At 72.9% G+C, this 26,827-nt stretch carries 22 protein-coding genes; 19 read left to right on the top strand and 3 right to left on the bottom strand.

Annotated features, from left to right (window positions below):
• Positions 1-237 precede the first annotated feature (237 nt).
• The 6 genes from LDL48_RS38570 to LDL48_RS44850 all read left to right on the top strand — a co-directional run bounded on the left by LDL48_RS38570 (position 238) and on the right by LDL48_RS44850 (position 9,833).
• The gene (locus LDL48_RS38570; protein ID WP_225260124.1) at positions 238-4,413 is read left to right on the top strand and encodes a polymorphic toxin-type HINT domain-containing protein; all 4,176 of its coding nucleotides are present in this window, start codon (positions 238-240) and stop codon (positions 4,411-4,413) included.
• A complete protein-coding gene (locus LDL48_RS38565; RefSeq protein WP_225260123.1) occupies positions 4,413-5,087 on the top strand; it encodes a hypothetical protein in 675 nt (224 codons plus the stop codon). The genes LDL48_RS38570 and LDL48_RS38565 overlap by 1 nt, the downstream gene beginning before the upstream one ends.
• Positions 5,088-5,257: 170 nt before the next feature.
• Positions 5,258-6,067 (top strand): succinate dehydrogenase subunit SdhC, encoded by an 810-nt coding sequence (sdhC, locus tag LDL48_RS38560; RefSeq protein ID WP_225260122.1) that lies wholly within the window; start codon positions 5,258-5,260, stop codon positions 6,065-6,067.
• Positions 6,068-6,076: 9 nt separating this feature from the next.
• Positions 6,077-7,984 (top strand): fumarate reductase/succinate dehydrogenase flavoprotein subunit, encoded by a 1,908-nt coding sequence (locus tag LDL48_RS38555; RefSeq protein ID WP_225260121.1) that lies wholly within the window; start codon positions 6,077-6,079, stop codon positions 7,982-7,984.
• Positions 7,984-9,045, top strand: a complete 1,062-nt coding sequence (locus LDL48_RS38550; RefSeq protein ID WP_225260120.1) for a succinate dehydrogenase/fumarate reductase iron-sulfur subunit — start codon at positions 7,984-7,986, stop codon at positions 9,043-9,045. The genes LDL48_RS38555 and LDL48_RS38550 overlap by 1 nt, the downstream gene beginning before the upstream one ends.
• 98 nt (positions 9,046-9,143) lie before the next feature.
• Positions 9,144-9,833 (top strand): phosphotransferase, encoded by a 690-nt coding sequence (locus LDL48_RS44850; protein ID WP_225260119.1) that lies wholly within the window; start codon positions 9,144-9,146, stop codon positions 9,831-9,833.
• Between the two features lie 16 nt (positions 9,834-9,849).
• On the opposite strand, the gene LDL48_RS38540 is transcribed toward LDL48_RS44850, so the two are convergent.
• Positions 9,850-12,279 (bottom strand): MMPL family transporter, encoded by a 2,430-nt coding sequence (locus LDL48_RS38540; protein WP_225260118.1) that lies wholly within the window; start codon positions 12,277-12,279, stop codon positions 9,850-9,852.
• Between the two features lie 175 nt (positions 12,280-12,454).
• Here LDL48_RS38540 and LDL48_RS38535 point away from each other — a divergent pair, with 175 nt between their 5' ends.
• From LDL48_RS38535 to LDL48_RS38475, 13 genes are all read left to right on the top strand, one after another.
• A complete protein-coding gene (locus tag LDL48_RS38535) occupies positions 12,455-13,630 on the top strand; it encodes a sensor histidine kinase (protein WP_225260117.1) in 1,176 nt (391 codons plus the stop codon).
• Entirely contained in the window at positions 13,605-14,267 is a 663-nt protein-coding gene (locus LDL48_RS38530; protein WP_225260128.1) for a response regulator, read from the top strand. The genes LDL48_RS38535 and LDL48_RS38530 overlap by 26 nt, the downstream gene beginning before the upstream one ends.
• 34 nt (positions 14,268-14,301) lie before the next feature.
• Positions 14,302-14,937, top strand: a complete 636-nt coding sequence (locus LDL48_RS38525) for an alpha-ketoglutarate-dependent dioxygenase AlkB (protein ID WP_225260127.1) — start codon at positions 14,302-14,304, stop codon at positions 14,935-14,937.
• A 71-nt stretch (positions 14,938-15,008) separates the two neighbouring features.
• The gene (locus LDL48_RS38520) at positions 15,009-15,794 is read left to right on the top strand and encodes an ABC transporter ATP-binding protein (RefSeq protein WP_225260116.1); all 786 of its coding nucleotides are present in this window, start codon (positions 15,009-15,011) and stop codon (positions 15,792-15,794) included.
• Positions 15,791-16,507 (top strand): ABC transporter ATP-binding protein, encoded by a 717-nt coding sequence (locus LDL48_RS38515; RefSeq protein ID WP_225260115.1) that lies wholly within the window; start codon positions 15,791-15,793, stop codon positions 16,505-16,507. The genes LDL48_RS38520 and LDL48_RS38515 overlap by 4 nt, the downstream gene beginning before the upstream one ends.
• Entirely contained in the window at positions 16,507-17,385 is an 879-nt protein-coding gene (locus tag LDL48_RS38510) for a branched-chain amino acid ABC transporter permease (RefSeq protein ID WP_225260114.1), read from the top strand. Before LDL48_RS38515 ends, LDL48_RS38510 begins: the two co-directional genes overlap by 1 nt.
• Positions 17,382-18,395 carry a branched-chain amino acid ABC transporter permease gene (locus LDL48_RS38505; protein ID WP_225260113.1) on the top strand — a complete coding sequence of 338 codons (1,014 nt, stop codon included), beginning with the start codon at positions 17,382-17,384 and terminating at the stop codon, positions 18,393-18,395. The genes LDL48_RS38510 and LDL48_RS38505 overlap by 4 nt, the downstream gene beginning before the upstream one ends.
• 8 nt (positions 18,396-18,403) lie before the next feature.
• A complete protein-coding gene (locus LDL48_RS38500; protein WP_225260112.1) occupies positions 18,404-19,660 on the top strand; it encodes an ABC transporter substrate-binding protein in 1,257 nt (418 codons plus the stop codon).
• Between the two features lie 87 nt (positions 19,661-19,747).
• Positions 19,748-20,506: an SDR family oxidoreductase gene (locus LDL48_RS38495; RefSeq protein ID WP_225260111.1), complete on the top strand. Its 759-nt coding sequence runs from the start codon at positions 19,748-19,750 to the stop codon at positions 20,504-20,506.
• A complete protein-coding gene (locus tag LDL48_RS38490) occupies positions 20,503-21,276 on the top strand; it encodes an SDR family oxidoreductase (protein WP_225260110.1) in 774 nt (257 codons plus the stop codon). The genes LDL48_RS38495 and LDL48_RS38490 overlap by 4 nt, the downstream gene beginning before the upstream one ends.
• Complete coding sequence (locus tag LDL48_RS38485; RefSeq protein WP_225260109.1) at positions 21,273-22,271, top strand: phosphotransferase family protein; 999 nt, start codon at positions 21,273-21,275, stop codon at positions 22,269-22,271. The genes LDL48_RS38490 and LDL48_RS38485 overlap by 4 nt, the downstream gene beginning before the upstream one ends.
• Positions 22,271-23,467, top strand: coding sequence for an acyl-CoA dehydrogenase family protein (locus LDL48_RS38480; protein WP_225260108.1), 1,197 nt, complete (start codon positions 22,271-22,273; stop codon positions 23,465-23,467). Before LDL48_RS38485 ends, LDL48_RS38480 begins: the two co-directional genes overlap by 1 nt.
• Positions 23,467-24,063 carry a TetR/AcrR family transcriptional regulator gene (locus LDL48_RS38475; protein ID WP_225260107.1) on the top strand — a complete coding sequence of 199 codons (597 nt, stop codon included), beginning with the start codon at positions 23,467-23,469 and terminating at the stop codon, positions 24,061-24,063. Before LDL48_RS38480 ends, LDL48_RS38475 begins: the two co-directional genes overlap by 1 nt.
• Positions 24,064-24,292: 229 nt before the next feature.
• Here LDL48_RS38475 and LDL48_RS38470 read toward each other — a convergent pair whose 3' ends face one another.
• Positions 24,293-25,378, bottom strand: coding sequence for an alcohol dehydrogenase catalytic domain-containing protein (locus LDL48_RS38470; protein WP_225260106.1), 1,086 nt, complete (start codon positions 25,376-25,378; stop codon positions 24,293-24,295).
• The gene (locus tag LDL48_RS38465; RefSeq protein WP_225260105.1) at positions 25,375-26,799 is read right to left on the bottom strand and encodes an aldehyde dehydrogenase family protein; all 1,425 of its coding nucleotides are present in this window, start codon (positions 26,797-26,799) and stop codon (positions 25,375-25,377) included. The genes LDL48_RS38470 and LDL48_RS38465 overlap by 4 nt, the downstream gene beginning before the upstream one ends.
• Between the last annotated feature and the right edge of the window lie 28 nt (positions 26,800-26,827).

Raw genomic sequence — 26,827 nt, 5'->3', positions numbered from 1 at the left:
GTCACGGCCAAGATGCCCGACGGCACCACCCTCCCGCCGTACGAGGTGGAGCCGAACGAGCCGGTGGCGATCGAGCCCGGCGACGGCACCGAGGCGCCGAAGGCGATCCTCGTCGAAATCCGGATGAACTAGCGCGCCCCGGGCGCCGACGCGCAACGCGTCGGCGCCCCCGGTTCCTCCTCCTCCATCGTGGACGGTGGTGGCCGTCTTCGATCTTCCTCTGCCGTAGGAGTCGTGATGGCCGTGTCCCCGAAATCCTGCCGAGGCGCCTGGCGAGGGTGGCGCGCCGTCACCGCGGGCCTGGTGTTGGCCCTGGCCGTGCAGATGGCCGGCCCCGGTGTGCCGGCGTATGCCGATGACAACGACGACATCTCGATCGCCGAGATGCGCGACCTGGCGGTCTTCGACCTGGTGGAGGGCGGCCCGTCGGTGCGGCGCGCGGCCGAGACCGCCCTGGTGGGTACGGACCAGGAGATCCGCTCCTACTACGAGACCGGCTTCGACACCGCCCAGGAGGCGGACGAGCGGGCGGCCGCACAGGTCCTGGCCGGAATGGACGGGCCGGCGATGCGGTCCGCGGCGCTGGCCGCGCTGGAGAAGCCCCGCGCCGAGATGCGCGCGTTCGTCACCGGCGGCTGGTCCACGGCCTGGAACTCGGACGAGCGGCTGCGGGTCTACCGGCTGCTGGATTCCGGGGGAACGACGGTCCGGTCGGCCGCACAGCAGGCCCTGGACGGTGACGCCGCGGCCATCGACAAGTTCCTCTCCTCGGGGCGCGACGCCGCGGAGCACGCCGACGACCGGCTGGCCGCCACCCGGATGCTGACCGGTGCGCCGAACAACAGCGGCCCGGTGCTCAACACCGCGGCCCAGCAGGCGCTGAACGGCACCCCGGAGGAGCTGAAGGAGTTCCTGCGCTGGGGCCAGTTCACGGCCCGCGCCCGGGACGCCGAGCTGGCCTCGGTCCGGAGCCTCACCGAGCAGGCCAGGCAGGCCGGGCTGACCACGGCCCGCGAGGCCCTGGCCGCGGAGGAATCCGCGGTGCAGGCCGGCAACGCGGCCGCGGAGGCCAAGAAGGCGGCGAAGGCGGCGGACGACGAGGCCAGGGCGGCCCAGGGCGACGCGAAGAAGGCGTCCGCGGCGGCCGGGCGGGCGGCGGATGCGGCGCAGCGCGCCGCGGAGGCGTCGCGCGAGGCGGTGGCGGCGTCCAACGCCGCGATGCGGGCCGCCCGGGTCGCGGCCGACGCCTCCCGCAAGGCCACCACGGCGGCGGCGCTCACCGCGCAGGCCGCGTCGCGCGCCCAGCGGGCCGCGGCGGCGGCCCGGCTGAACGCCGGTGACGCCCGGCTGGCCCGCGAGGCGGCCGAGACGGCCCGGGACGCCGCCCGGATGGCCCGCGAGCTGACGCAGGTCAAGGCGGAGCGGGACAAGGCCCTGGCGAAGGCGGCGGCGGCGGCGGTCGCGGCCAAGCAGGCCGGCGCGAACGCGGACGCGGCCGGGGTGGCCGCGGACGAGGCGGGCCGGCAGTCCGGCGTCTCCGCGCACCAGGCGCAGCGGGCCCGGAACGCGGCCGCGCAGGCCCGGCGGGCGGCGGCCACGGCGGACCGCGCCGCGGACCGCGCCGAGAGCCTGGCCCGGCAGGCGAAGGAGGCGTCGGACCAGGCGTTCGCGCTGGCCCAGTCGGCGGCCGAGCACGCGGAGAACGCGGTGACGCAGGCCCGCCTGGCGGCCGACGCCGCGGACCGCGGGGAGATCTCGGCCGCGGAGGCGGCCAAGCACGCGCAGGCGGCGGTGAACGCGTCGAACGTCGCGGTGGAGGCCGCCAACCGGGCCATTGAGCTGGAGGCGCTGGCCCGCGCCGAGGACCAGACCCGCCTGGCCGAGTGGACCGAGCAGGGCGTCCAGGCGGCGCAGACCGCGCTGGAGACGGAACAGGCCGCGCTGGCGGCCGGCGGCGAACTCACCGCCTGGAACCGGTCGCTGCTGTGGGACACCGCCGAGCAGGACCGGATCAACGCCGCCACCAAGGCGCTGCTGGCCGAGGCGACCGCGGCCGGCGCATCCACCGAGGTGGTGATGGACCGCGGCCGGCGCGCCGCGCTGGCGCTGGTCACCACCGGCGGCGAGTGGACCAAGCAGGCCGCCCGCGACGCGCTGGCCGGCGACGAGGCCGAGCTCCGGCTGTGGCTGAGCCAGGGCCGGCGGACCGCGGCCGGCCAGGACGACCGGGCCCGGCTGTGGCGGCTGGTGGACACGCTGCCCGACGGTGCCGAGAAGACCGCCGCGCAGACCGCGCTGAACGGCGACGACGCCGTGGTGGAGAACTTCCTGCGCACCCGCAACTACCCCGGCAAGGTCACCAAGGACCGGCAGCTGGCGTACCAGATCGTGGAGACCGCCGGCACCTACGTCAACCTGAAGACCGCCGCCGAGCGGGCCCTCGGTGGCACCCCGGCCGAGCTGCACCAGTTCCTGCGCACCGGGCAGCACACCGCCCGCGCCGCGGACGAGCGGCAGGAGGTCTACCGGGTGATGGAGGGCGCCGGGCCGGAGGTCCAGGCCGCCGCCAAGGTCGCCCTGGCCGGGCCGTCGTCGTACCTGTCGTACTTCCTGACCACCGGTCTGCCGCAGGCGCACCAGCGGGACCTGGAGCAGGCCGCGCACGTGGCCACGGTGAGCAAGCTGATCGCCGAGGCCCAGCAGTACGCGCAGAAGGCACTCGAGGACGCGGACCGCGCGGTCGAGGCGGCCAAGCGGGCCCAGGGCTACGCCAACGAGGCCAACGCGGCCAAGACCCGCGCGGACAACGCCGCCCGGCGGGCGACCGAATTCGCGAACCAGGCGGCGGCCTCGGCGAACGCGGCGAAGCAGTCCGCGGACCAGGCGGCCCAGTCCGCGGTCACCGCGCGCAACGCGGCCAACAGCGCCCGGGCGAGCGCCAACGCGGCGGCCCGTTCGGCCGCCACCGCGACCGCCGCGGCGCAGCGGGCACAGGCCGACGCGCAGGCCGCCTTCCGGGCCAAGCGCGAGGCCCGGGCGTCGGCCGAGGCGGCCGGCAAGGACGCAGCCCAGGCCGCCGACGCGGCCAAGGAAGCCACGCTCATCTACCTGGAGCGGCTGGAGCAGGCGGAGAAGGACCGGCGCAGCACCGCGCCGGGCAGCGGCCCCAACGGCGAGGGCACCGCCGCGGACAACCACAAGACCTGGGGTTGCCTGAGCATCGATCCGTCCTCGGTGTCCAAGGAGTGCCTGAGCGTCTTCAAGGACTTCGCGGAAGCGCTGATGGACTCGGCCAAGTGCAGTTCCCCGGAGGCCACCAGCGCCGGCTGCCAGATGCTCGGCGACCTCAAGAAGTTCGTCGGCGAGAACGAAGAAGTCCTGCTCGACATGCTGCAGTTCACGCTGATGGCGTGCGGTCTGGTTCCGGGGGCCGGCGAGGCGTGCGACGCGATCGACGCCGCGGTGTCCTTCGGCCGCGGCGACTGGGCCGGTGGTCTGCTCTCCGCCGGCGCCGCGGTACCGGTCCTGGGCTGGTTCGCCACCGGCGGCAAGGCCTGGAAGAACTCCGACAAGCTGCGCAACATCAAGAACATCATCGAGAAGCTGAAGCGCAACGACAGCTGCCCGGTGCCGATCCGCAACAGCTTCGCGCCGGGGACCCGGGTGTTGCTGGCCGACGGCCGGACCAAGGAGATCGAGAAGGTCCGGGTCGGCGACGCGGTGGTGGCCACCGACCCGGTCGGACGGCACACCGCGGTCAAGGCGGTGACCGCGACGACCAGCGACACCGGTACGAAACGGCTGATCGACGTCGGCATCGACGAGGACGGCGATCCGCACACCGCCCCGGCGATCATCTCCGCCACCCCGGAGCACCCGTTCTGGGTGCCGTCGCGCCGGGCCTGGGTGACCGCCGGTGCGCTGGTCGCCGGATCGACGGTGCTGACCCGGGACGGTGACCCGGCCGTGGTCGCCACCTTGTCGGTACGCACCGAGACGACCTCGGTGTACAACTTCACCGTCGCCGGCCTGCACACCTACTACGTGATGGCGCACGACGAGCCGGTGCTGGTGCACAACGCGTGCTCGCGGACCAGTGGGAACAATCCGGCGGCCCGCAACGGCACCGCGATCCACGGGGACTTCAGCACGTTCCTGAACGGCATGGGCAACGGATACTCCGGGGCGCGCACGCTGTCGACCGGCCGGAAGATCGACGGGGAATGGTTCGATCCCAACCTCGGCAAGAACATTCCGATCGAGCTGAAGCCGAACAATTACAGCCAGATCCGAAAGGGCTGGAATCAGCTGGACCAGTACGAGAAGGACATGGGCGCTCCGGCCGGATCCGGCCAGTTGTGGGTGTACGATGTCGGTCCCGGCGGACAGATCTACTTCACTAGGGTGCTCTGATGCGGATCCAGGATTTGGGCACTTACGCGCGGGCGAGTGGCCGTTTCCTGGTGGACGAGCACGGGTTCGACTTCACGCGGCGGCGCTACACCCGGTCCGACGGCCTGTTGCGGAGTGTCTGGTTCCTGCCGCTCAATGCGACGCCGGACAGATATCTGTTCGAGGTCGTGTTCGACGTGGGCATTCCGGGAATCAGTGAGTTCGGCGCGCGCAAACAGGCCTATGTGGTGCGGGCCAACGCACCGAAGACCGCACTGGCGCACCCGGACTATCCGAAGCCGCCCTTCGTGCTGACCGCGGACGACGACGGCCGCCCGGTGGCCCCGATGGTGGACCAGGTGGTCCGGCGGCTGGCCGGCGACTTCCTGCTGCGCTACCGGACGCCGGCCGAGTTCTACGAGATGGTGCGCGACAGCGCCGTCCGGGCGGCCGACCAGGGGGCGCACAGCGACGACGACTTCGGCCGGCTGCGGCTCGACCCGGGCAACGCCGTCATGCGGCTGGAACTGTCGGCGGTGTACGGGGCGTTCCTGGGCCGGGACGACGAGGTCGCGGAGACCCTGGCGCTGGTCCGGGCGTACGCGCCGCCGAACCGCGTCGACTACATGATTCCGGTGGTCGAGGCCGGTGTGGAGGCGGCGCGGAAGGCCCGGGCCGAGGCCCCGCCGGCCTGACCGTTCGGCCGGATCACGGCAAGTGTGACGAACCGCGGAGGACCTTCCGCACCGGCCGCTGGAACCTCGGCGTAACGTGTGCCACACAACGCGGACGCCCGACGGCTGCGGGACCAGTGCGCCCTCCGACGGCGCGCCAGCAGGCACAGAACGGTCAGGGAGATAGACGAATGACGACGACGGCAACGAGGCCGGACGCGGGGCGTTCACGCGCTGCGATCGCGGCGAAGACGTTGCGTACCGACCGGTGGTGGTTCCCGCCGCTGATCACATTCCTGGGCCTCGGCGCGTGGGTCACCTACGCCACCGTGCGCGTGTTCATGCACAAGTGGTATTTCGTCGAGGAGTACCACTACCTGACGCCGTTCTACTCGCCGTGCATCACCGAGCGGTGCGTGCCGGAGGCGGCGCTGTTCGGCCGGTTCCTGCCGGACTGGTGGATCATCCCGGAGGCGTCCCTGACGCTGCCGTTCCTGCTGCTCTTCCGGCTCACCTGCTACTACTACCGCAAGGCGTACTACCGCGCCTTCTGGATGTCGCCGCCGGCCTGCGCCGTGCCGGACGGGCACCAGAAGTACACCGGTGAGACCCGGTTCCCGCTGCTCGGCCAGAACCTGCACCGGTACGCGTTCTACGCCGCGGGCATCATCTCGGTGATCAACACCTATGACGCGATCATCGCCTTCCGCAGCGGTGACGGCGGCTTCGGCTTCGGGCTGGGCAACATCATCCTGGTCGGCAACGTGGTGATGCTGTGGGCGTACACGATCTCCTGTCACTCCTGCCGGCACATCATCGGCGGCCGGCTGAAGCACTTCTCCAAGCACCCGGTCCGCTACCGGATGTGGGGCTTCGTGTCACGGCTCAACGCGAAGCACATGCAGCTCGCCTGGATCACGCTGGGCACGCTGGCCCTGACGGACTTCTACGTCATGGCCGTGTCCGCGGGCTGGATCTCCGACCTCCGGTTCATCGGTTAGGAAACGCACATGACCACCCGAATTGAACGACACCATTACGACGTGGTCGTGATCGGCGCCGGCGGCGCCGGTCTGCGCGCGGCCATCGAGGCCCGGCTGGCCGGCAAGCGGACCGCGATCATCTCGAAGTCGCTGTTCGGCAAGGCGCACACGGTGATGGCCGAGGGCGGCGCCGCCGCGGCGATGGGCAACCGGAACAGCCGCGACAACTGGATGGTGCACTACCGCGACACCATGCGCGGCGGGAAGTTCCTGAACAACTTCCGGATGGCCGAGCTGCACGCGAAGGAGTCGCCGGAGCGGATCTGGGAGCTGGAGACGTACGGCGCGCTGTTCGACCGCACCCCGGACGGCAAGATCTCGCAGCGCAACTTCGGCGGCCACGAGTACCCGCGCCTGGCGCACGTCGGCGACCGCACCGGCCTGGAGCTGATCCGCACCCTGCAGCAGAAGATCGTCTCGCTGCAGCAGGAGGACAAGGCCGAGTTCGGCAGCTACGACGCCCGGATCAAGGTGTTCGCCGAGACCACCATCACCGAGCTGCTGCTGGACGGCAACAGGGTGGCCGGCGCGTTCGGCTACTACCGCGAGTCCGGCGAGTTCATCCTGCTGGAGGCGCCCGCGGTGGTACTGGCCACCGGCGGGGTCGGCCGCAGCTACAAGGTCACGTCGAACTCCTGGGAGTACACCGGCGACGGTCACGCGCTCGCCCTGCGGGCCGGCGCCACTCTGATCAACATGGAGTTCCTGCAGTTCCACCCGACCGGCATGGTCTGGCCGCCCTCGGTGAAGGGCATCCTGGTCACCGAGTCGGTCCGCGGCGACGGCGGGGTGCTGAAGAACTCCGAGGGCAAGCGGTTCATGTTCTCCTACGTCCCCGACGTCTTCCGCAAGCAGTACGCGGAGACCGAGGAGGAGGCGGACCGCTGGTACTCCGATCCGGACAACAACCGGCGCCCGCCCGAGCTGCTGCCCCGCGACGAGGTGGCCCGTGCGATCAACAGCGAGGTCAAGGCCGGCCGGGGTACGCCCGCCGGCGGCGTCCTGCTGGACATCGCCAGCCGGCTGCCGGCCGCCGAGATCCAGCGCCGCCTCCCGTCGATGTACCACCAGTTCAAGGAGCTGGCCGACGTCGACATCACGAAGGAACCGATGGAGGTCGGCCCCACCTGTCACTACGTGATGGGCGGCGTGGAGGTGGACCCGGACAGCGGCGCGGCGTTCGGCCACGTGGAGGGCCTGTTCGCGGCCGGTGAGGTGTCCGGCGGCATGCACGGCTCCAACCGGCTGGGCGGCAACTCGCTCTCCGACCTGCTGGTCTTCGGCAAGCGGGCGGGCGAGCACGCGGCCGCGTACACCGACGCGCTGGGCAAGCGGCCCAAGGTGGCCACCTCCGACGTCGAGGTGGCGCTGGACACCGCGCTGGCGCCGTTGCAGCGGACCACCGGCGAGAACCCGTACCACCTGCAGCAGGACCTGCAGGCGGTGATGGGTGACCTGGTCGGCATCATCCGCCGGGAGGCGGAGCTGACCGACGCGCTGAAGCGGCTGCAGGAGCTGAAGCAGCGGGTCGCGAACGTCAGCGCGACCGGCGGCCGCCGGTACAACCCGGGCTGGCACCTCGCCCTGGACCTGCGCAACATGCTGGTGGTGTCGGAGTGCACCGCGAAGGCGGCGCTGGAACGGGAGGAGTCCCGCGGCGGGCACACCCGGGAGGACTTCCCGAAGATGAACCCGGAGTGGCGGCGGGTCAACCTGATCTGCTCGCTGGACGGCGCCGACGTGACGCTGGAACGCAAGCCGGTGCCGAAGATGCGCGCGGAACTCATCTCGCTGTTCGACCGCACCGAGCTCAGCAAGTACCTGACCGACGACGAGCTGACGGAGTTCGACGCGCTCACCACGGAGGCGAAGTAATGGGCAGCAAGCGCCACTTCCGCGTGTGGCGGGGCGACTCGTCCGGCGGCGACCTGCAGGACTTCGACGTCGAGGTGAACGAGGGCGAGGTCGTGCTGGACGTGATCCACCGGCTGCAGGCCACCGAGACGCCCGACCTGGCCTGCCGGTGGAACTGCAAGGCCGGCAAGTGTGGTTCCTGCTCGATGGAGATCAACGGCAAGCCGAAGCTGGGCTGCATGACGCGGATGTCCACGTTCGAGGAGGACGAGACGGTCACGATCACGCCGCTGCGGACCTTCCCGATCATCCGTGACCTGGTCACCGACGTGTCGTACAACTACGAGAAGGCGCGCGAGACGCCCGCGTTCGCGCCGCCGGCCGGGCTGAAGCCGGGCGAGTACCGGATGCAGCAGATCGACGTGGAGCGCTCGCAGGAGTTCCGCAAGTGCATCGAGTGCTTCCTCTGCCAGAACACCTGCCACGTGGTGCGTGACCACGAGGAGAACAAGGAGGCGTTCGCCGGGCCGCGGTTCTTCATCCGGGCCGCCGAGCTGGACATGCACCCGCTGGACGCCAAGAGCGACCGCAAGGAGTACGCCAAGGAGCACCAGGGCCTCGGCTACTGCAACATCACCAAGTGCTGCACCGAGGTCTGCCCGGAGCACATCAAGATCACCGACAACGCGATCATCCCGATGAAGGAGCGCGTGGTCGACCGGCGGTACGACCCGCTGGTCTGGCTGGGCCGCAAGATCTTCCGCCGGGACCAGTTGGAGAACGAGCCGGCCCACGCCGGGGTCGGCGGCAGTGGCGGCGGCGAGAACATGGCGCCGAGCAACTCCCGCGGCGTCACCGGCGACGCGGCCGGCGTACCGCACTCCAGCGGCCGCCTGCCGGAGCCTCCGCACCTGGGCCCGGACGGCAAGCTCGACGTGGCGGAACTGCTGTCCCAGCGCCCGGGCGGGCCGTCGCCGTTCGGCGACGAGCAGACGTTCCCGCTGCCGGCCGACCGGGTCACCTACCACCACCCGGAACCGGGCAAGGACGACGACCCGGACCAGGGCGGTCGCGAGCACTGAGGCACCAGGAGAAGGGCCGCCGGAGCACTCCGGCGGCCCTTTTTCCCGGGCGGGTGCGGGGTACCCGCCGGAGCGCCGCGGCACGTACCTTCGGGGTCGTGGACGATCGCGCCGGGGCCGGCGGGTTCCCTCGTCCGGCCCGGCCGGTGCGGGTGGGCGACACCGTGCGCCGGCCGTCCCACCACCGGTCGGCGTATGTGGACGCGCTGCTGCGGCAGCTCGCCGAGCACGGATTCGCCGGGGCGCCGCGCCCGCTGGGCTACGACGGACACGGGCGGCAGATCCTGACGTACATCGAGGGCGAGGTGCCGGACGGCGAAGGCCCCTACCTGCTCACGGACGCCCGGATCCGCAGTGCCGCCGCCCTGATCCGGGCCTTCCACGACGCCACGGTGCGTTCTCCGCTGCGCGCGGGCGGGGAGGTGGTCTGTCACGGGGACCTCGGACCGCACAACACCGTGTTCCGCGGTGCGCAGGCGGTCGCCATCATCGACTTCGAGGACGACGTCGGTCCGGGCCGCCGGGTGGACGACTTCGCCCAGGCGGTCTGGGGTTTCGCGGACCTGACCGAGCCGGCGGTCGCGCTGACCGAGCAGGCCCGGAAGACCCGGCTGATGTGCGACGTCTACGGCGGCATCACGCCGGCCGCGGTCGTCGCGTCCCTGACCGAGCGGTTCCGCCGGGCCCGCGACGAGCACCACGCCGCGGGACTGCGCGGCGCGGTGCTGGTCTTCGACGATCTGCTGACCTGGGCGGCACGGTACGGGCCGGAGATCGCCGGCGGATGAGGCACCGGCCCGGCGGTCAGGAGTGCGCGTGCACCCGGACGGACCGCGCCTCGTCCGGCGCTTCGACCCGGGCGTCGTCGACCCGGCCGCCGGGCAGGATCCGGTCCAGCCACCCCGGCAGCCACCAGTTCGCGCGGCCGAGGAGCGTCATGGTCGCGGGGACCAGCACCATCCGCACGATCGTCGCGTCGACGAAGATGGCGGTCGCCAGGCCCAGGCCGAACATCTTGGTGGACGGGTCGTCGGCGACGGCGAAGGACAGGAACACCGCCACCATGATCAGGGCGGCCGAGGTGATGACCCGGGCGGTGCCGGCGATCCCGCGGACGATCGCCGCGCCGTTGTCGCCGGTGCGCTGGAACTCCTCGCGCACCCGGGACAGCAGGAACACCTCGTAGTCCATGGACAGGCCGAACAGGATGGCGAACAGGAACATCGGGATGAACGACACGATCGGCACCGTCGACTCGAGGCCGATCAGCGCACCGCCCCAGCCCCACTGGAACACCGCGACCATGATGCCGAAGGCCGCGCCGATGCTGAGCAGGTTCAGCAGCACCGCCTTCAACGACACCAGGACCGACCGGAAGACCAGCAGCAACAGGACGAAGGACAGCGCCAGCACGGCGGCGACGAACAGCGGCATCCGTTCGCTGGTCCGCCGGCCCACATCGGACAGGCTCGCCGCGGCGCCACCGACGTGGGCCCGGGCCGGGCCGGCACCGACCGCGGCGGGCAGCACGTCGGCGCGCAGCCGGGCGACGGTGTCCGTGGTGGCGCTCTGCTGCGGTCCGGTGGTCGGGAACACCACCAGGGTGCCGATCCCGGTGGCCTGATCGACCTGCCGGGACGCGACCGACGCGATGCCGGGGTCCGCGGTGACCGCGCCGACCAGACGGTCCATCGCCCCCGGGTCGCCGGCCGGGTCCACGGCGATGATCAGGGGGCCGTTGGCGCCCGGCCCGAACCCCTCGGCGACCAGGTCGTACGCGCGGCGCTCGGTGCGGTCGTCCGGCAGCGACCCGTCGTCGGGCAGCCCGACCCGCAGAGCGAACACCGGCAGCGTGGCGACCAGCAGCAGCCCGGCGGCGCCGAGCGCGTACGGCACCGGGTGCCGGTTGACGTGCCCGATCCAGCGCGTCCACCGCCCCGCCGCCCGCGCTGGTGTACCAGTGGAGCGCTCCAGTGGTACACCAGCGCTGTTATGGGGGGCGGATAACGACGTTGGTGTACCACTGGGGGTGATCAAGAGCCGCCGTGCCACACCGGCCGCGAACCCGGACCGACCGGACCGACCGGACCGAGCCGACCCAGCGGACCGACCGGACCGACCGGACCGAGCCGACCCAGCGGACCGACCGGACCGAGCCGACCGACCGGAGCGGCCGAACCGGCGGCGCCGGGCGAGGCGCGACCCGGCGACGCCGAGGAAGGCCGGCAGCAGGGTCACCGAGGCGACCACCATGATCATTACGACGAGGGAGACCGCGAGCCCGCCGATCGTCATGAACGGCACGTCCGCCACGGCCATGCCGAGCATCGACACCACGACGGTCCCGCCGGCGAAGACCACCGGCCGTCCGGCCGTGGCCACCGCCCGCCCGGCCGCCTCGTGCGGCGCGACGCCCCGCGCGAGGTACTCCCGGTGCCGGGCCAGCACGAACAGCGCGTAGTCGATGCCCACGCCGAGCCCGACCATGCTGCCGAGGATCGGCGCGAAGGTCGGGATCTCGGTCACCCTGGCGAGCACGGTCATGGTGGCGATCCCGACGGTCAGCCCGAAGACGGCCATGCCGATGGGCAGCGCGGCCGCGATGAGCGAGCCGAACGCCAGGAACAGGATCGTGGCCGCGGCGAGGATGCCGATCAGCTCGCCGGCGCCACCGGCCGGGTCGGAGAACGCGAAGAAGAGGTCCCCGCCCATCTCGATGCGCAGCGGCAGCTCGCCGCGCAGCCGTTCGACGACCGCGATCAGCGCGTCGAGATCGTCGGCCGACAGCCGGCTCTGGTCCGGGTACTGCACCCGGACGACCGCGATCCGCCCGTCGGCCGACACCAGGCCGGCCCGGAGGGCCGCGTCCGCACCCTGGTCGAGTGCGCCCGCCGGGTCGCCGGTGCCGAGGACGTGCGGTAGCCGCCGCAGGTCGGCCTGCAGGCGGGCCAGCGCGGTCCGCGCGGCGCCCGGGTCGAGGAACGTGGCGCCGGCGTCGGCGGGCGCGACGACCACCTGGGCGGTCATGCCGTCCTGGCCGGTGCCGGTCCGCTCGATCAGTTCCGCGGCCAGCTGCGAGTCCAGTCCCGGTGCGGTCATCGCGTCGGCGGTCCGCCCGCCGAAGGCGGCCGCGGCGACGACCGCGAACACGGCGGCGAGCAGCCACGCCGCGATCATCCGCCACGGATGCCGGGCGGCGCTCCCACCCAGACGGGAGAGGGCTTTCGAGAGCATCGGGGTCCTCCAACCACCTAGTCGGCCGCTTCCGCACGGCCGCCGAGTTCAGGCTCGTCGCGCCGGCCCTCCCGGACATCCGCTCGGAAGCCGCGGATCCGTCCCTCCCCGGGCCGAGCGACGTGCCGTTCTTTCGGCCGATGCGCGGCGCGGCGGGCTCCCTAGGCTGGGCATCGTGCTGCGTGACGACCTGCGAACGCTCTGGACCGAGCCGCCGCCACCCGACGTGCCCGGCCGGGTGTGGCGGGACTGGGCGCTGCTCGCCGCCGGCCTGTGCGGCGTGATCCTGGAGGTCGTGCTGCGGGACGACGTGGTGTGGCGGCCGGTGGCCGTGGCGCTCGCCGTCTGGATGTGCCTGCTGCTCCTGTGGCGCCGGACCCACCCGCTGGCGATGGTGGCACTCGGTTTCGGCGCGATCATCCTGCTCGAGCTGGCTTCGCTGGCCAGCGGCCTGCGAGAGTCGGTCGGCCTGTACACCGGCGTGGTCGTGGTCGTGCTGGTGTACGCGCTGGCGCGGTGGGGCGCGGGCCGGGACATCGAGGTGGGGATCGGCGTCATCCTGGTGGCCTTCGTGCTGCAGGTGTTCACGGACAACGTCACCCCGCCCGCCGAACAGGGCGCCGGCCTGGTGTTCCTGCTGATGCCCCTGGTGCTCGGCGCGTCCGTCCGGTTCCGGACGACCGCGCGGGAGCGACAGCTCGACCAGGTGCGCTCGCGGGAACGGGAGCGCATCGCCCGGGAACTCCACGACACCGTGGCCCACCATGTCTCGGCCATGGTCATCCGCGCCCAGGCCGGCCGGGTGCTGGCCCGTACCGACCCGGCCGCCGCGGTGGACGCGCTGGAGGGGGTGGAGGAGGAGGGTGCCCGCACGCTGGAGGAGATGCGGGCGATGGTCGCCGCACTGCGCAGCCGCGGGACCGGCGCCGAACTGGCCCCGCTCGCCGGGGTCGCCGACCTGGAGCGGCTGGTGCCGGCCCCGGGCGGCCGGCTCCGGGTCGACCTGCGGCTCGACGGCGACCTGGACGCGCTGCCTCCGCAGGTGGACGCGGCGGTCTACCGGATCGTGCAGGAGTCGGTGACCAACGCGATGCGGCATGCGGTGGACGCGACCGAGGTGGTCGTCGGGGTCACCGGAGGACCGGAGCGGGTCCGGGTGACCGTGCGCGACGACGGCGCGCGGACCGGCCGGGGTCGCGACGGGTACGGTCTGGTGGGACTGCGCGAGCGGGCCACCCTGCTCGGCGGCGAGCTCCACGCCGGTCCGGCCGCCGACCACGGCTGGCAGGTCGAGGCCGAGCTGCCACGAGAGAGGGCGGACGATGGTGCCCATCCGCGTCGTCGTCGCTGACGATCAGGCCATCGTGCGGACCGGCCTGCGGATCATGCTGGACGCCGAGCCGGACATCGAGGTGGTCGGCGAGGCGGCGGACGGACGGCACGCCGTGCGGCTGGCCCGCGACCTGCGCCCCGACGTCTGCCTGTTCGACATCCGGATGCCGGTCCTGGACGGGCTGGCGGCCACCCGGGAGATCGCCGGTCCGGGCGTGCCCGATCCGCTGGTGGTGGTCGTGATCACCACGTTCGACCTGGACGAGTACGTCTACGGCGCGCTGCGCGCCGGGGCGCGCGGCTTCCTGCTCAAGGACGCCGGCCCGGAGCTTCTGGTGCAGGCGGTTCGGTCGGCCGCCGACGGCGAGGCGCTGATCGCGCCGAGCGTCACGGTGCGCCTGCTGCAGGCGTTCGCGGACGTGCCGGCCGGACGTCCCGCGGCACAGCCGATCTCGCCGGTCACCGCCCGCGAGGAGGAGGTGCTGGTCGCCGTCGCCCGCGGGCTGACCAACGTCGAGATCGCCGACGCCCTGCACATCAGCCTGAGCACGGTGAAGACGCACCTGGCGAGCCTGATGGCCAAGCTCGGCGCCCGGAACCGGGTGGAGATCGCGATGTGGGCCTACGAGACCCGCCGGATCGTCCCGGGCAACTGATTAGTACGGGCGTACGAATGCGGCGTAGGGTGTGCTGGTGAGCAGCTATCAGCCGTCGATGTTCGATCTGATGTCGCCGGTCACCGCGGTCGAGACGCTGCCCGGCCGGCTGACCCGCCACCGGCTGACCGCGGGCGCCTGGGTGGACGTGCTGCCCGGCTGGATCACCGGCTCCGACGCGGTCTTCGAGACGCTGCGGCACGACGTCGACTGGCGCGCCGAGCGCCGCCAGATGTATGACGGCGTGGTCGACGTGCCGAGGCTGCTGCGCTGGTACGCCGGCGACGAGCCCTTGCCGCACCCGGCCCTGACCGAGGCGCGGTCCCGGCTCAACGCGCACTACGCCGACGAGTTGGGCGAGGAGTTCGTGACCGCCGGCATGTGCCTGTACCGCGACGGCCGGGACAGCGTCGCCTGGCACGGCGACACCCTGGGCCGGTCCGCGACCGCCGACACCATGGTGGCCATCGTGTCGTTCGGCTCGCCGCGCAATCTCCTGCTCCGCCCGCGGGCCGGCGGTCACGACACGCTGCGGTTCCCGCTCGGGCACGGCGACCTGATCGTGATGGGCGGCTCCTGCCAGCGCACCTGGGAGCACGCGGTGCCGAAGACGGCGCGGCCGGTCGGTCCCCGGGTGAGCGTGCAGTTCCGTCCCATCGACGTCGCCTGATTGACAACGCATCGGAGAAACTTACACTCTGAGTGTAATAACTTGGCACGCCTCCGATTCGAGGTGCTCCGATGCCTTCGTCCCCGGATTCCGCCGCGCCACCCGGCCTCGCCCTGCAGAACATCGGGGTGCGCTTCGGCGGTCTCGTCGCCCTCGACGACGTCTCCCTGCACGTACCGCCCGGCCGCGTGGTCGGCGTCATCGGGCCCAACGGCGCCGGCAAGACGACGCTGTTCAACGTGGTCTGCGGCTTCGTCGCGCCCACCGCCGGCACGCTCACGCTGGACGGCCGCCCGCTGCGCCCGCAGCCGCACCGGCTCACCCGGCTCGGCATCGCCCGCACCCTGCAGGGCGTGGGCCAGTTCGCCGGCCTCACCGTGCTGGAGAACGTGCAGGCCGGCGCCGGCCACCACGCCCGCACCGGGTTCGCCTCGGCGCTGTTCGGGCTGTCCCGCGCCGACCGTGACGAGCGGCGGCTGCGGGACGAGGCCCACGCCGCGCTGGAACGGTGCGGCGTGGGCCACCGCGCGCACCTGCGGCCGGACGCCCTGCCCTACGCCGAGCGCAAGCGGGTGGCACTGGCCCGGGCCCTGGTGAGCCGGCCCCGGCTGCTGCTCCTCGACGAGCCGGCCGGCGGCCTGGGCGCCGACGAGATCCGGGAACTGGGCGCGCTGATCACCGGCCTGGACTGCGCGGTGCTGCTGGTGGAGCACCACATGGACCTGGTCATGGCGGTGTGCCAGGAGATCCTGGTGCTCGACTTCGGACGGCCGGTGGCGTTCGGCACGCCCGGTGTGATCCGCGCCGACCCGGTGGTCGCCGAGGCCTATCTGGGCGCGGAGGTCGAGACACCGTGAGCGCGTTGTTGCGGGTCCAGGAGTTGACCGCGGGCTACGGCGCCGCGCCGGTGCTGCACGGCGTGGACCTGACCGTACCCGCCGGCACCATCCTCGCCGTGCTGGGCGCCAACGGCGCCGGCAAGACCACCCTGTTGCGTACGCTCTCCGGCCTGCTCCGGCCCACCCACGGGCGGATCCGGTACGACGGCACCGACCTGCGCGCCACCCCGGTCGAGCAGATGGTCCGCCTCGGCATCGCCCACGTGCCGGAGGGCCGCGGCGTGGTCACCGAGCTCACCGTCGACGAGAACCTGCGCCTCGGCGGCCTGTGGCGCCGGGACCGGGCCGACGCCCGGCGCGCCCTGACCGAGGTGTACGACCTGTTCGAACCGCTGGCCCGCCGTCGCCACCATCCCGGTCACCAGCTCTCCGGCGGGGAACGCCAGATGCTCGCGCTGGGCCGGGCCCTGGTCGGCCGGCCCCGCCTGCTGCTGCTGGACGAACCGTCGCTGGGCCTGGCCCCGCGGGTCACCGCCCAGATCATGGCGCTGCTGCGGACGCTCCGGGACACCACCGGGCTCACCGTGCTGCTGGTCGAACAGAACGTGCGCAGCGCGCTGTCCGTCGCGGACCAGGGCGTGGTGATGTCCCTGGGCCGGATCGTCGCCCGCGACGACGCCGCGTCGCTGCGTGCCGACGCCGACCTCCGCCACGTCTACCTGGGGTTCTGATGGAGCGCTTCCTCTTCCTCACCTTCGACGGCCTGAGTCGCGGCGCCGTGTACGCGGCGTTCGCGCTGGCCCTGGTGCTGATCTGGCGGGCCGCCCGGATCGTCAACTTCGCCCAGGGCGCGATGGCCGTGGCGACCGCGTACGCCGGCTACTCGGTGGCGTCCGCGACCGGCTCGTACTGGCTGGGTTTCGCCGTCGCGATCGTGGCCGGCCTGCTGCTGGGCGCCGCGGTGGAACGGGTGGTGATGCGCTTCGTCGACCACTCCTCGCCGCTGAACGGCGTGGTGGTGGCGCTCGGCCTGGTGCTGGTCATCCAGGCGGTGCTGGGCATGCTGTACGGCAACGAGTACCGCCCGGCCGCCGCGCCGTTCAGCCGGTCGGCGTTCCAGGTCGGCGGCGTCGCGCTGCTGTCCCGCTTCGACCTGTTCGTCTTCGCCGCGGTGTCCGCCGTGGTCGGCCTGCTGGGGCTGCTGTTCACCCGGACCGCGGTGGGGTTGCGAATGCGGGCGGCGGCGTTCGCGCCGGACGTGTCCCGGCTGCTCGGCGTGCCGGTGGCCGGGATGCTGACGCTGGGCTGGGCGCTGGCCGCGGCGGTCGGTTCGCTGGCCGGCCTGCTCGTCCTCCCCACCGAGCTGGGCCTGCACCCGAACGCGATGGACCTGGTGTTCGTGTCGTCGTTCACCGCGGCGGTGGTCGGCGGTCTGGACAGTGCGGTGGGCGCGGTGGTCGGCGGGCTGGTGGTGGGCCTGCTGCTCTCCTTCGTCAGCGGCTACCTGGGTGCCACGGTGGCGCCGATGGCGGTGCTCGCGCTGCTGCTGGTGGTCCTGCTGGGCCGGCCGGGCGGCCTGTTCACCCGGGGCCGGGCGAGGGCGGCATGACCGGGCGGACGTGGCTGCGGCACCTGGCGTTCCTCCTGCCGGCCGCCGTGGCGGTGCTGGCACTGACCTATCTGCTGCCGCCGTTCCGCACCTACCAGCTGGCCACCGTGGGGGCGTACCTCTGCGTCACCGCGGGACTCACCGTCCTCACCGGACTGAACGGCCAGCTCTCGCTGGGGCACGGCGCGCTGATGGCCACCGGGGCGTACACGCTGGCGCTGACCCAGAACGCGCTGGCCGGGCGCGGGCAGTGGACGCTGCTGGTCAGCACGGCGGCGGCGGTCGTGGTCACCACCGCGGTGGGTGCGGTGATCGGCTGCGCGGCGGCCCGGCTGCGGGGGCCGTACCTGGCCGGGCTCACGCTCGCGGTGGCGGTGGTGGTGCCGTCGGTGACCAGCACGTTCGAGTCGGTCTTCAACAGCGATCAGGGCCTGTCCGTGGCGCTGGATCCGCCGCCGCTCGCGCTGGGTGCCACCTTCCCGTACGAGCGCTGGCAGGCGTGGCTGAGCTGGGCCGGCGCGCTGCTCACGCTGTTCCTGCTGGCCAACCTCGTCCGGGGCCGGTTCGGGCGGAACCTGCGGGCGGTCCGCGACGACGAGGCGGCGGCCCGGCTGGCCGGCATCAGCGTCGCCCGTACCCAGGTCTCGGCCTTTGTGGTGTCCGCGGCCTGCGCCGGTCTGGGCGGCGCGCTGTTCGCCGTGCTCGCGCAGAGCGTCAGCCCCGGCGCGTTCCCGCTCACCCTGTCGCTGTTCCTGCTGATGGCCGTCGTGATCGGCGGGCTGGGCAGCCTGACCGGCGCGGTCTGCGGCGCGGTGCTGCTGGTCGCGCTGCCGGCCGCCACGCACTCGCTGACCGACGCCGTGCACGTCTCGCCGGCCGTCGCCCAGCGGCTGGAGGGCAACCTGCCGCTGGCCGTCTTCGGCGTCGTCCTGATCGTCGTCATGCTCGCGCTCCCCGGCGGCCTGGCCTCGCTCGGCCGCACCCTCAGAAGAGAAAGGCCCGACCCATGACACCTTCGATGAGGCGGGGACTCGCCGTCCTCGCCGCTCTCGCGCTGACCGCGGGCTGCTCCGGCGACGGCCAGGGTTCCGGCGGAGGCGGCACCCCGGGCGTCACCGACACCGAGATCCTGGTCGGCACGCACATGCCGCTCACCGGACCGGCCGCCGCCGGCTACTCGAAGATCGCACCCGCCACCCGGGCGTACTTCGACTACGTCAACGCGAACGGCGGCGTGCACGGCCGCAAGATCACCTACAAGATCATGGACGACACCTACAACCCGGCGACCACCCAGCAGGTGGTCCGCGAACTGGTGCTGCAGGACAAGGTCTTCGCGATCCTCAACGGCCTGGGTACGCCGACCCACTCCGGCGTTCTCGACTTCCTCAAGACCAACCGGGTGCCGGACCTGTTCGTGGCGTCCGGCAGCCGCAGCTGGGACCAGCCGGACAAGTATCCGGGCACCTTCGGCTTCAACCCGGACTACACGGTCGAGGGGAAGATCCTGGCCACCCACGTCAAGGCGGCGCACGCCGACCACAAGGCGTGCTTCCTCGGCCAGGACGACGACTTCGGGCGGGACAGCCTGGCCGGCATCGAGCAGATCCTCGGCCCGGTCGCGGCGAAGCAGAGCTACGTGACCAGCAACCCGAACGTCGGCCCGCAGATGGGCGCGCTCAAGCAGAGCGGCTGTCAGGTGGTCATGCTGGCCACCGTGCCCGGGTTCACCGCGCTGGCCATCGGCACCGCCGCGAAGATCGGCTGGCGGCCCCAGTTCGTCGTCTCCAACGTGGGCGCCGACCCGGCCACGCTGACCCGGTCGCTGGGCGCGTCGGCGCCGTTGCTGGAGGGCCTGGTGGCGACGAACTACCTGCCGCTGGCCACCGACGACGCGAACCCGTGGATCCAGCTGTACCGGAAGGTCAACAGCGCCCACAACGGCAACGCCCAGCTCGACAACAACGTCGTGTACGGCATGTCGGTCGGCTACCTGTTCGTGCAGTCGCTGCAGGCCGCCGGGCCGGATCTGACCCGGGAGAAGCTGATCGCGGCGGTGGAGAAGGGCGGCTTCACCGGACCGGGCCTGGCGCCGCTGCGGTTCTCGCCGGACGACCACTCCGGGTACGGCGGGGAGCGGCTCACCCGGATCACCGGCGGCAAGGCGGTGTACTTCGGCACCGCGTACCAGACCGACGAGGGCGACGGGCCGGTCCAGGCGTACCAGGCGGCGCCGGTCGCCCCGCCGCCGAACGGCATTCCGGCGGCGTCCTGAGCCATGCTTGCGGCCCGCCGCCCGCTCGGGGATGGTGGGCGGCGGGCCGCATTGTGCAGGTATCTGTCTGATTGAAGGAGTAACCGGATGACGCAGTTGACCGGCGCGGTGGCGCTTGTGACCGGAGCCAGCCGGGGCATCGGCCTCGCCATCGCCCAGCGGTTCGTGGCGGCGGGGGCCCGGGTCTGCATCACCGGGCGCAAGACCGAGGCGCTGGAGGCGGCGGTCCGGGAACTCGGCGGGCCGGACGTGGCGATCGGGGTGGCCGGCAAGGGCGACGACGCGGACCACCGGGCCGCCGTGGTGGACACCGTGCGCGACACGTTCGGCCCGATCACCACGCTGATCAACAACATCGGGATCAACCCGGTGCACGGCCCGCTGGCGTCCGTGGACCTGGGCGCGGCCCGCAAGATCTTCGACGTCAACGTGGTCGGCACGCTGGGCTGGGTGCAGGAGGCGCTGCGCGGCGGCCTGGCCGACACCGACCGCGGCGCGATCGTGAACATCTCCTCGGTCGCCGGGATCCGCCCGGCCCCCGGCATCGGCTTCTACGGCGTGACCAAGGCCGCGCTGATCCACCTCACCGGGGAACTCGCCCTCGAACTGGCCCCGCGGGTACGGGTCAACGCGGTCGCCCCGGCCGTGGTGAAGACCCGGTTCGCCACCGCGCTGTTCGAGGGCCGCGAGGAGAAGGTGGCGGCCGGGTACCCGATGCGCCGCCTCGGCGTACCCGAGGACGTGGCCGGCGCGGTCGCCTTCCTGTGCTCCGCGGAGGCCGGCTGGATCACCGGCCAGACGCTGGTGGTGGACGGCGGCGTGACGCTGACCGGAGCGATGCAGTGAGGGTCGTGGTGACCGGTGCCGGCGGCGGGATCGGCGCCGCGCTGGCCCGCCGGTTCGCCGCCGACGGCGCCCGGGTGGTGGTGAACGACCTCGATCCGGCGGCGGCCGAGGCGGTGGCCGGGCAGACCGGCGGCGTGGCGGTCCCGGGCGACGCGGCCCGGGAGGCGGACGTCCGCCGGCTGGTCGACGTGGCGTACGCCGAACTCGGCGGCATCGACCTGTTCTGCTCCAACGCCGGGGTGCTCTCGGCCGGCACCGAGGACACCCCGGACGAGGTCTGGCAGCGCGACTTCGGCGTCAATGTCCTGTCCCACGTGTACGCGTCCCGCGCGCTGCTGCCCCGCTGGCTGGACGGCGACGGCGGCCGGTTCCTGATGACCGTGTCCGCGGCCGGCCTGCTCACCATCCTGGGCAGCGCGCCGTACGCGGTGACCAAGCACGCCGCCCTGGCGTACGCCGAGTGGCTGCGGGTCACCTACGCCCATCGCGGCCTGGTGGTGCAGGCGCTCTGCCCGCAGGGCGTCCGCACCGACATGCTCACCCGCGGCGGCGAACGCGGCAGCGCGGCCGCCGCGCAACTGGCCGCCGGCGCCCTGGCCGCCGACGAGGTCGCCGAGGTGGTCGCGAAGGCCCTCGACGGCGACCGTTTCCTGATCCTGCCGCACCCCGAGGTGGCCGAGTACTACCGGCGCCGGGCCGACGACCCGGACCGCTGGCTGACCGGCATGAACCGGATCCAGCGCGGCTTCGACCAGGCGGACCGGCCGTGACCGGGCCACGCGGGCTCGACCTGGCGAAGCTGCGGGCGTACCTGGGTTCGGCACAGCCGCTGACCGCCACCATGTTCGCCGGCGGCCGGTCCAACCTGACGTACGCGGTCACCGACGGCACGAACCGGTGGGTGCTGCGCCGTCCGCCGCTGGGTCACGTGCTGCCCACCGCGCATGACATGGCCCGCGAGCACCGGGTGCTGGAGGCGCTGTCCACGGCCGGTTTCCCGGCGCCGAGGCCGGTGCTGCTCTGCACCGACCCGGACGTGCTCGGCGCGCCGTTCTACCTGATGGAGCACGTCGACGGCACCGTCTACCGCGACGTCAAGACGCTCGAGGCGCTCGGCCCGGCCGCGCTCCGGTCGCTGCTGCTGTCCCTGGTGGACACGCTGGCCGACCTGCACGCGCTGGACCCGCGGGCGATCGGGCTGGCCGACTTCGGCCGCCCGGAGGGCTTCAACGAGCGGCAGGTACGCCGGTGGAAGAAGCAACTGGACGCCTCCCGCAGCCGCGACGTGCCCGGCATCGAGGAGCTGCACGCCCGGCTGGCGGTGGACGTACCCGCCGGTGACGGCACGGTGGTGCACGGCGACTACCGCCTGGACAACGTCCTGATCGGCGACCGGCTGCAGGTCAACGCGGTACTGGACTGGGAGATGTCCACCCTGGGCGACCCGCTCGGCGACGTCGCGCTGATGCTGGTCTACGCCGGCCGGCCGCTGCTCACCACGGACGGCGATCCCCGCTCCCCGCTGTCCGTGCCGGGCCACCCCGGCCTGGCCGAGATCGCCGCACGGTACGCCGACCGGTCCGGCCGCGACGTCGGCGACCTGCACTGGTACGTGGCGTTCGCCGCGTTCAAGCTCGCCGTCATCCTCGAGGGCGTGCACTACCGCTACGTCCAGGGACAGACCGTGGGCGAGGGCTTCGCGGAGGTCGGCGCGCTGGTGCCGGCGCTGGTGGTGCAGGGACACGAGGCGCTGGAGGGAAACTGATGGACTTCGGATTCGACGACACCACCGAGGACTACCGCAAGCGGCTCCTCGCGTTCATGGACGAGCACGTGTACCCGGCCGAGGCCGGCTTCCACGCGGACGGCTGGCGCCCGCCGCCGATCCTGGCGGACCTGAAGGCCGCGGCCCGCCGCGCCGGGCTGTGGAACCTCTTCCTCCCCGGCGAACACGGCGCCGGCCTGACCAACGTGCAGTACGCCCCGCTCGCCGAGATCACCGGCCGCAGCCCCGCGATCGCACCGGCCGCACTGAACTGCGCCGCCCCGGACACCGGCAACATGGAGGTGCTCAGCGAGTTCGGCACCCCCGACCAGCAGCAGCGCTGGCTGCGCCCGCTGCTCGACGGCACCATCCGGTCGGCGTTCGCGATGACCGAGCCCCAGGTCGCCTCGTCCGACGCCACCAACATCGGCACCCGGATCGTCCGCGACGGCGACGAGTACGTCATCACCGGCCGCAAGTTCTACATCTCCGGCGCGATGAACCCGGACTGCCAGATCTTCATCGTGATGGGCAAGACCGACCCGGACGCACCGCGCCACCTGCAGCAGAGCATGGTGCTGGTGCCCCGGGACGCCCCCGGGCTGACCGTGCACCGCGGCATGACGGTGTTCGGCTACGACGACGGCGACCACGGCGGGCACGCCGAGATGACGTTCGACGGGGTCCGCGTACCGGCCGCCAACCTGATCGGCACCGAGGGTTCCGGCTTCGCCATCTCCCAGGCGCGGCTCGGTCCCGGCCGGATCCACCACTGCATGCGGCTGATCGGCATGGCCGAGCGCGCCGTCGAGTTGATCTGCCGGCGCGCGCTGGACCGCACCACGTTCGGCACGCCGCTGGCCGACCAGGGCGTGGTGCAGGACTGGATCGCCGAGTCCCGGGTGCGCATCGAACAGGCCCGCCTGCTGGTGCTCAAGGCGGCCTGGCTGATGGACACGGTCGGCAACCGGGGCGCGCACACCGAGATCCAGGCCATCAAGATCGCCACCCCGCGGACCGTCGAGTGGATCCTCGACAAGGCGATCCAGACGTACGGCGCGGCGGGTGTCGGCCAGGACACGCCGCTGGCCCGGCTCTGGGCCTCGGCCCGTACGCTGCGCCTGGCGGACGGCCCGGACGAGGTGCACAAGCGGTCGCTCGCCCGCCGAGAGCTCAACCGCTACCGGAGCGTGTGATGACCAGTTCGTCCCCGCGCGTCGACGGCCGCACGGCCCGCTCGGAACGCACCCGCAACGCGATCGTGGACGCCCACGTCAAGCTGATCACCGACGGCGACCTGCGCCCCACCGCGGACCGCATCGCCAAGCTGGCCGGCGTCTCGCTGCGCGCCCTGTGGAGCCACTTCGCCGACATGGAGGCGTTGTTCGCCGCCAGCGGCGAGCGGATCCTGCAGCACCGCGACGCGGCGTTCGCGCCGATCCCGGCGGACCTGCCGCTGGCCGAGCGGATCGACGCGTACACCCGGCAGCGGGCCCGGCTGCTGGAGCAGATCGCGCCGGCGGCCAAGGCCGCCGCCCTGAAGGAGCCGTTCTCGCCCGCCCTGCAGGGCTACCGCAAGGTGCACACCCAGCGGGTACGCGACGAGCTGCGCACCCTGTTCGCGGCCGAACTGGCCGACGACCCGGAGCGGCTGGCGGCCCTGACCGCGGTGAGCATGTGGCCGACCTGGGAGACGCTGCGAACCTCGATGGAACTGGACGTGGAGGCCGCCCGCCGATCACTGGCCCGGGTAGTCACCGCCCTGCTGTCCAGTCATCCGAAGATGGGGTGACCGCCCGTGGTGGTACCGGGTTCAGGCGGAAAGCCGCGGAGCCAAGCGAATCGTCGACCTTCGCAGTCCGAAATCTTGGAGGCTCGGGCAGATCTTGGAGGCTGCTCGCCCTCGTGGGGGCCATTTCGCTCCAAGAATCGTCTCGCCCTCCAAGATCTGCCCACTCCTCCAAGATCTGCCGGCACCGGCGACGCCACACGGGCTCGAAACGGGAGATGTCGACCGACCCTCAGAACACCACCACCGAGCGCGCCCCCTCGCCCCGGGCCATCCGGTCGAACGCCGCCGGCACGTCGCCCAGCCCGATCCGGTCGGTGACCAGGTGGTCCAGCGACAGCGCACCGGCCACCACGTCCCGGGCCAGCGCCGGAATCTCGGAGTCCGGGTCGGACGAGCCGTACACCGACGACCGCAACGTCCGCGCCGAGGAGAAGATGTCCAGCGCGCTCAACTGCACCAGGTCGTCGGCGCGGCCCATCCCGACCACGGTGACCTGGCCGCCGCGCCGGGTGGCCCGCCAGGCCGCCCGGATCGTCGCCGCCCGCCCCACGCACTCGAAGCTGTGGTCGGCGCCGCGCCCGGACGTCAGCCGCCGGACGTCGGAGGACAGCGTGTCCGCGGCGACCACGAAGTCGGTGGCCCCGGCCGCCTCGGCCAGCGCCTTCTTGTCCGGCGAGACGTCCACCGCGATGACCGGTGACGCGCCGGCCGCACGGGCCGCCGTGACGACCGACAGTCCCACCCCGCCGAGCCCGAGCACCAGCACCGACGCGCCGGGCGCCACCCGGGCGGTGTTGCGGACCGCGCCGGTCCCGGTCAGCACCGCGCAACCGAGCAGCGCGGCCCAAGACCAATCCAGATCCTCGGGTACGCCGACCACCGCGTTCTCCGGCACCACCACCTGCTCGGCGAACGCGCCCAGCCCCAGCGCCAGGTGCACCGGCGCGCCGTCCACCGTGCTGCCGTTCGCCACCGCGGCCGCCCCGGCGCCGTGTTCACACAGCCACGGCTCGCCGTGCGTGCAGAACCAGCACCGGCGGCAGGCGGGCGCCCAGTTCAGGGCCACGTGCGCGCCGACCGTGGTGCGGCTGACCCCCGCGCCCACCTCGACCACCTGGCCGGCCGCCTCATGACCCAGCACCAGCGGGTACGGCGGTTCCAGCGTGCCGTTGACCATGGACAGGTCGGAGTGGCAGACCCCGGCCGCGCGGATGCGTACCCGCACCTGTCCGGGCCCGACCTCGGGCAGATCCACCTCCGCGACGGCGGGGGCGGCACCCGCCTCGCGCACCACCAGGGCGGCGACCCGGGTCATCGCTGGATGGCCTTCACCTGCTGGAACTCGGCCAGCCCGTAGGCGCCGAGTTCGCGGCCGACGCCGGACTGCCGGTAGCCACCGAACGGCGCCAACGGGTTGAACGCGCCACCGTTGACGTCCACCGCGCCGGTCCGCATCCGGCGGGCGACCGCGAGGGCGCGGTCGTCGGAGCCCCAGACCGCGCCGGCCAGGCCGTACCGCGTGTGGTTGGCGATCGCCACCGCCTCCTCGTCGTCGTCGAACCCGATGATCGACAGCACCGGACCGAAGATCTCCTCCTGGGCCAGTTCGCTGTCCGGGTCGACGTCGGCGGCGACGGTCGGCGCCACGAACCAGCCGCGGTCGGGCACCTCGGCGTCGAGCCCGCCGGTGACGATCCGGGCGTCGGTGCGGGCCAGGAATCCGCGGACCCGGTCCCGCTGGGCCGCGGAGACCAGCGGTCCGAGCCGGGTCGAGGAGTCGAACGGGTCGCCGGTGCGGTAGCCGCGGGCGGCCGCGGCCGCCAACTCGACCGCCTCGTCGTAGCGGCTGCGGTGCACCAGCATCCGGGACCACGCCGTGCAGGTCTGCCCGGAGTTGAGGAACGCGTTGCCGACCCCGACCTTCACCGCCTTGGCCAGGTCCGCGTCGTCCAGGATCACGTTCGCCGACTTGCCGCCGAGTTCCAGCGCGACCCGGGCGATCCGGTCGGCGGCGGCGTGCGCGACGGCCCGGCCGGTGGCGGTGGAGCCGGTGAACGAGACCATGTCGACGTCCGGATGACCGGCCAGCGCGGCGCCGACCACCGGTCCGGTGCCGGTCACCAGGTTGAGCACCCCGGGCGGTACGCCGGCCTCCTCCGCCGCGTCGACCAGCAGGTACGCCACCAGCGGGGTCAGCTCGCTGGGCTTGAGCACGACCGGGCAGCCGGCGGCGAGCGCGGCGGCCACCTTCGCCACGATCTGGTGCAGCGGATAGTTCCACGGGGTGATCGCGCCGACCACGCCGACCGGCTCGTGTTCGATGAGCGAGTTGCCGATCGTCTCGGTGGGTGCCGGGCGGGCGGCTGCGTCGGCGTACCCGCGGAGCACGGTGAGCGGCAGTCCGGCCTGGACCCGCTGCGCGATCTTGAGCGGCGCGCCCAGCTCGAGCCCGACGGTGCGGGCGATGTCACCGGCGCGCCCGGCCAGCGTGGCGTGCAACCGGTCCAGCACGGCGGCGCGTCCGGTCATCGGCGTGCCGGCCCAGCCGTCGAACGCGGCGCGGGCGGCGGCGACGGCCGCGTCCACGTCGGCGGCGGTGCCGGCCGGCACGGTGCCCAGCACCTCCTCGGTGGCCGGGTTCTCCACGGCGATGGTGTCGGCGGAACTGGACGCCACCCAGGCACCGCCGATGTACAGCTGGTCGCGGGACAGGATCACGTCGGTGGACGCGGTCATCGGGACTCCGTTCGCATCGAAGGGGACC

Source organism: Jidongwangia harbinensis, from assembly GCF_020216025.1.
GTDB classification, from domain to species: domain Bacteria; phylum Actinomycetota; class Actinomycetes; order Mycobacteriales; family Micromonosporaceae; genus Actinoplanes; species Actinoplanes harbinensis.
This window is presented reverse-complemented; position numbering and strand designations above follow the sequence as displayed.